Here is a 6,036-nt window from a genome sequence, read left to right on the forward strand (position 1 = left end):
TCCATACATCGCGCTCGCGGTACTCGTCGGATATCTGGCCAAGACGCGCCACGTCGATGTCATCGAGTATGACCGGGCCGTCGGCCGATTCATGTGGCACCAGGACGAAAAGGAGCCCGAGCCACCACTCAGGATGGAGGCCACCCCAAAAGAGTCGGGCACCGCTGCCCAGATGAGAATTTCCATCTCCGCCGACGTCCAGCAGGAGGAGTGCGATCTCGTGCTGTCTAGTTCGAACGTGAAGTTGGACCTGCACTTCTCCTTGGAGCGGGCCCGGCGCGGCGTCGTGCGCCGGGCATCACAACTTCGGGAATATGTGAACGTCATTCGCGAAGCCATTGACTCGCACATCGCCGGGAACAGCAGCATTGAGAGCCTCCACGTCTTCGCCGCGGTTCCAGTGAGCGTCGCGTTCCACCTGGGGCAGGCCCTGGCCTTCACCGGCCTCCCCAACTGCTTCATCTACAACTTCGATGCTCGTGACGCCCCCCGTTACAAGTGGTGCATGCATCTCCAAGCCGCCGCCGAAGGTCGCACCTCCATCACTCTGTTTTCACTGTGAGCCACCTCCCCTTTCCCCATCAGGAGTGGAATCAACATGGCCATCATCCAATCTCAATTGATTCAGTTCGATGACAAAATCCGCCTCAGGCGATTCGATGAGAACAAGGAGCTTCGCGAGAAACGAGACATCATCCTCGGCAAGCTCCGTGGGAGATTCGAAGCATTAAGGAAGGAGGAGAAACTGGACGTCCCCACGTTCGAGCACTTCAACCAGGGCAGCTACGAAATGGGGACGGGCATCCACCCGGAAAAGGGGGATTACGACATCGACGTGGGGCTCGCGTTCAACTGCGCGAAGACGAAGTACCTCAACCCTGTCGACTTGAAGATCCTGGTAGATGACGCCCTTGAGGGTCACACGCTGCTGGGCTCCGAGGTTCGACGCTCGTGCGTCACCGTGAGATATCAGAAGGAGGGTGAACTGGCGTTCCATGTCGACCTCGCCATCTACACCTATGACAATCCTGACAGCCCCACGAGGCGGATGTTCATCGCCAAGGGCAAGAGAGGCTCAGGAGAGAACGACCGCCACTGGGAAGAATCCGAGCCCAGGAAGCTCACGGACTGGGTCGCGGGACGGTTCGTCGACGAGGAGCAACAAAGACAATTCCTCCGCGTCATTCGGGCACTGAAACGGTGGAAGACGAAGAAGTTCGCGACCGACGGACAAAACGCGCCGTCCGGCATTGGCCTCACGGTTGCGGCGGGCCAATGGTTCAAGCCGCAAGTCACCGTTGACCCCTTCAAGAGCACCACCACGACCATCGACGATCTCAAGGCCATGCGGAACCTCGTGGACACGATGGTCAGCCACTTCACCCCGACCAGCACGAAGGCGGACGGCTCCACGTTGTACCGGCTTGCCGTGACACTTCCTGTCGCGCCTGGGACAGACATCTTCACGAAGATGACCGAAGGCCAGATGACCACCTTCCGCGAGCGGCTCACCCAGCTCAGGGACTGCTTGGACCAGGTCAAGAACGAAGTGGACATCGTCGAAGCGTGCAAACGGATGCAGGACCAGTTCGGAGACGAATTCCCCGTTCCCGAGAAGGACAGCACGGGACGCAAGGCGGGCCCCGCCATCGTCTCCAGCGCGGTCTCAGCCTGAGCCCACCATGCCCTTCCCCTCGGACCTCTCCCACGAAATGAAGATAGCGCTCTTGGAGCGGTTGTCCCATGGCCACCTGATTGAAGAGTGCGGCCGGGTGGTTTGCCTGCAGTCCTTCTCAGGGCCGCAATCGGGGCCGCTCCTTGAACCAGCTGTTGTAGGGGTTATGAAGGTGGGAGGGCATGCCTTCACGCTCCAGATACGCCTGACGGCAGCGTTCCCGCGCTGCCTTCCCGAGGTCCGTCTGACAAAGGAATCCGAGCCTCCACTCGATCTTCCCCACCGCTTGGACGACAGCCAACTGTGTTTCACGTCCGACGCCAACCTGCTCGACTGGAGAAGTCCTGAACGCATCCTGGACGAGTCACTCATGCTCGTCCGAGCGCATCTGGAGCGCATGCTCGAGGTGGACCGTCCCCAGGAATACCTGCGCGAAGCCTTTGCCTATTGGCAATCAGCCTCCCGGGGCCGCTCGGTTCGTTGTTCGGTCTCCATCAACGAGACGCCACGAGAACTTCGCGTGTACTATGATGGCACGGTTCCCCTTGTCGTCGCAGAGGACGCCGCCACCTGCGCCCAAATCCTGCCTGATCGAAGTACCAAGGGCCTGCACAGCAGCGCCGCCCTTTACGTCCCTCTTGCCCCCCTCTCCGTCGACCCAAATTTCCGGTTGGCTGAACTAGCTTCGACTCAAGGACTTCGAAAGTACGTACAGTCCCTGCCAGAAAGCCATCGCAAGGTCATCGCCAAATTCATTGCATCCCATGGGTCTCAGGGCGCTCACTTCGTCGTGCTCGCCATGAGACGGCCCGAGGAAGAGCGTACGCTCATTGGGGTGAGCATCAGCGCCATGCGCGGCGGTCACCCGTTCACTGACAACAAGGCCACAGCGGCAGTCGTGCCCTACACGCTGTTACGGATGGACCGTGCGTACCTTGAACGAAGAGGAGGAGCGAACACTGGCTTCCAGCGACGCCGTGTGCTCCTCGCCGGATGCGGTGCGGTCGGCGGATACATCGCGCTCGCACTGGCCCGAGCGGGTGTGGGCCACATTTCACTGGCCGACACGGATTTCTTCACCCCCGACAACGTGTACCGGCATGTCTGTGGGATGAGCGCGCTGTTCCAGCCCAAGGTCCAAGCGCTCAAGTCCGAAATCGAGCGCAGCGTCCCCTATGTCTCCGTATCGGAGCACTCCGAAGAACTCGGCGGTCTCCTTCGCCAAAGGGAGTCCTGGGTCAAGGAACATGACCTCGTCATCTCTGCGACAGGCCATCCCACCGCGGAACTGGACCTGAACGTGTGGAGCTGGTCGAATTCCGCGCATCCCCCCGTGCTCTTCACGTGGCTGGAGCCACTCGGCCTCGGAGGACACGCGCTCCTCACTCATGTTTCAACCAATGAAGGCGCCACTGCTGGCTGCCTGGAATGCCTCCATTCACGCCCGTATGACGGAGGCCCGCTGGAGAATCGCGCGGCCTTTGCGACTCCCGGAGGCACCTACACGCGCGATACACTCGGATGTGGTAGCCGCTACTTGCCCTTCTCCGACCTTGATGCCCAGCGAACCGCGGAGATGGCCTCCCGCATCGCATTGCAAGTGCTCAGCAGGGAGCAGACGACTCCAACGCTCTCCTCCTGGAAGGGGAACAGACGCGCGTTCGAGAATGCAGGCTACTGTGTGACTCCTCGCTTCGAGATGGACTCGGCTGGGAAGGACTTCCTTCGGGCGGACTGTGCCTGCTGCGGAACGCAATGACCCTGGACGCGCTTGTGTTCCAACGCCCTGGCGGCGGAAGAGTGAAGGTCGATACACAGCCGCTCGTCTTGATGCATGAGTTTCGCCAGGTCGCCGCCCATCAACACGAGGCGGGTGGCATCATGATGGGCCGCCACCTGCTAGCATGTGACGACGCCGTCATCGACGAGGTGACGTGCCCGCTCCCAGGAGACCAGCGCGGAAGATTGACGTTCTATCGCGACGCCAAACGCCATCAAGCGGTCATCGACGCCCGTTGGGCAAGGTCCCACGGAACCTGCCTCTACCTTGGCGAGTGGCATACTCACCCGGAACCATGGCCGACGCCTTCACGGGTCGATACCCACGACTGGCTTCGCCGGCTGAATGAGGTCTCGTTCGACGGTGAATCGCTCTTCTTTCTCATCGTGGGCACCCAGGGCGTGAAGGCCTGGGAGGGGCTCCGGCACTCACGGCGAATCGTACCGCTTCCCCGGTGGCAACCACCGGCCCACGCCTACCCATGAACGGACCGTCCTGGCTCAGCGCTCGGCGCGTGGCAGCCGCGTATAGGCGTAGGCTTTCGGAAGCGGCTGCCCGGCGCTCCGGCCTTCTCGCTCGCCGCGCCTCGCGCCTCGCGAGGAGACTTCGCTACCGTCGGCTGGGGCTCGTGGGACCGTGACCCGGTACGCGTGGCGCCCCGGAGAACCATCCCCATCCCGGTCGCACACCTGGAGAGGGCTGCCGGACGGGCGAGCCAAGGCGGAGGCGCCGCGGTCTGGTCGAGGCGCGCCTTAGGCTCCCGCGCTCGCGGGACGAGGCACAGGGCGGCCCGGCATGGAGTCGCCGGGCCGGTCCTCCTCGAGCGCCGCGTGCTATTCGAAGACCTGGACCTCGGCGAGGCTGAGCGGCCCTCCGCCCAGGAGCTGGACCTTGACGTAGCGGCCCGTGCGCCGCACGGGAATGCGCGTCACGGTGCCTGCCTGGCCCGGATGCGGGAACTCGTGCCAGGCCGTGCCGTCCGCGGAGACCATCAGCTTGAAGTTGGAGAGGCGCTCCACGCAGCAGTCGGTGCGGTTGTGGAGGACCACCGAGCCAATCCACCGCTGCCCCTCCAGGTCAACCATCCACCAGGGCTGTGGGTCCTGCGGCGCGCCCAGGGTGTGGGTGACGGAGAGGTTGGGGAAGACACCATCTGTGTTCCCGTCAACCGCCTTCCAGGCCTGCGCGTCATTGAGGAGCGAGGACTGGGTGGCGGGCTTGTTCAGCGCCAGGTTCTTGAAGGGAATCTGGACGAACATGCCCGTGGGCGTGCCATGTCGATCCATCTGCGTCAGCGAAAGCGCGGTGTCGTCCACCATTGCGTCCAGGTACGCACCGGAGATGGCCGCGCCCGACACGAACGAATGGAATCGCTCCGGCCCGGAGATTCGTCCCGCGGGCCGATAGAAGAACTCCTGGAAGGGCGAGCCGGGGCCGCGATGGTGGTGCCCCGTGAAGATGGCGATGACGTTGTAGTTCGCGATGGCATCCCAGTAGGCCACGCGCTGCGCTTCGGTCCACCAGTACTTGCCGTTCTCCTCGCCGGTGGACAAGGGATCGAAGCCGTAGTGGTGGATGAGGACCACCGGACGTCCCGAGGCCCCTACATTGAATGCCAGGTCCATCATCAAAAAGACGAGCGAGTCCTTGGGAGAGTTCTCGGGACGGGTGGGCGAAGCCTCGGTCCCCGGGAAGAGGTTGAGCTGGACGAAGTGGATGTCATGCCAATCCCAGGAGTAGTGAGGATTGCCATGCAGGGACAGGACGGTGGACCTCTTCCGGTCGTGGATGTCGTTCTGGATTTCGCCGCGGTCGACGCACGCGGAATCCATTCCAGACGGGAGTCCACAGGCAAACTGCTGGGCGAACGTGGCCTCGTGCTGATCGTGGTTGCCGACGCCGTCGTAGACGAACCGACTCATGCCAGAGATGGCACTCTTGTACCAGGCGAACTCATCCCGCGTCCGGGTGTTCTGCGTCAGGTCTCCAGCGACCACCATGCCCCGAATCTGCGGATTGTGGGTGATGGCGCTGACCATCGTCGACAGTGTTTTATTCGTGGCGATGTTGTCACCGCTGTTCTGGTACTGGGGGTCCCCTGTCACCAGGAACCGGACATCTCGCTTCGTGAAGCCCACACCATAGTTCGACTGATAGATGAGCTGATGGTCGTGCGTGAAGGACTTGCAGTAGTAGTTGGGCGGAAGGCGCAAATGGGAGCGATCCTCCTGCTCGACGGACGCATAACCCCCTGCTTGCAACGACACCACGCAGTTGAAGGTGCCCACCTCGAACTGCGCACGGAGCATGGCACCTTGTGTGCCGGCAGGATTGCAATCCGTATTGCTCCAGTGACAGCACGCATTGGCACCCGTCGAAACGCTGGAGCTGAAGTCTCCGCCAAGGACTTTCACGTTCGCCGTCGTGTTGACGCTGTTGTAGAGGCAGAACGCCGAGGCGACGCCAGGCGCCAGCAGGAGCAGCGCCATGGCGAGAATGCGTGAGGCGGGCAACGAGAGGTGAAGAGGACAGCGCTTTTCGAGCATGAGGTTTCTCGAGGTCGAGGAGGGGGGCGCCCGGC

The 6,036-nt window shown here is 62.4% G+C and carries 5 protein-coding genes; 4 read left to right on the plus strand and 1 reads right to left on the minus strand.

All coding sequences use genetic code 11. The features are described 5' to 3' along the window. The 4 genes from G4D87_RS32155 to G4D87_RS40310 all read left to right on the plus strand — a co-directional run. Positions 1 to 562 (plus strand): SAVED domain-containing protein (locus G4D87_RS32155; RefSeq protein WP_163786510.1); only part of this gene is annotated, 562 nt, incomplete at its 5' end. Between the two features lie 36 nt (positions 563 to 598). Beyond that, on the plus strand, positions 599 to 1,675 hold the full coding sequence (locus tag G4D87_RS32160; RefSeq protein WP_163786511.1) for a nucleotidyltransferase domain-containing protein: 1,077 nt from the start codon (positions 599 to 601) through the stop codon (positions 1,673 to 1,675). A 7-nt stretch (positions 1,676 to 1,682) separates the two neighbouring features. Next, the gene (locus tag G4D87_RS32165) at positions 1,683 to 3,434 is read left to right on the plus strand and encodes a ThiF family adenylyltransferase (RefSeq protein WP_163786512.1); all 1,752 of its coding nucleotides are present in this window, start codon (positions 1,683 to 1,685) and stop codon (positions 3,432 to 3,434) included. A 71-nt stretch (positions 3,435 to 3,505) separates the two neighbouring features. Continuing rightward, complete coding sequence (locus G4D87_RS40310; protein ID WP_371928632.1) at positions 3,506 to 3,940, plus strand: Mov34/MPN/PAD-1 family protein; 435 nt, start codon at positions 3,506 to 3,508, stop codon at positions 3,938 to 3,940. Between the two features lie 348 nt (positions 3,941 to 4,288). Here the strand turns inward: G4D87_RS40310 and G4D87_RS32175 are convergent, their stop codons facing one another. Continuing rightward, a complete protein-coding gene (locus G4D87_RS32175) occupies positions 4,289 to 5,944 on the minus strand; it encodes a galactose-binding domain-containing protein (RefSeq protein WP_163786514.1) in 1,656 nt (551 codons plus the stop codon). Positions 5,945 to 6,036: the final 92 nt, after the last annotated feature.

The organism is Myxococcus vastator, assembly GCF_010894475.1.
In the GTDB taxonomy this organism is placed as follows: Bacteria; Myxococcota; Myxococcia; order Myxococcales; family Myxococcaceae; genus Myxococcus; species Myxococcus vastator.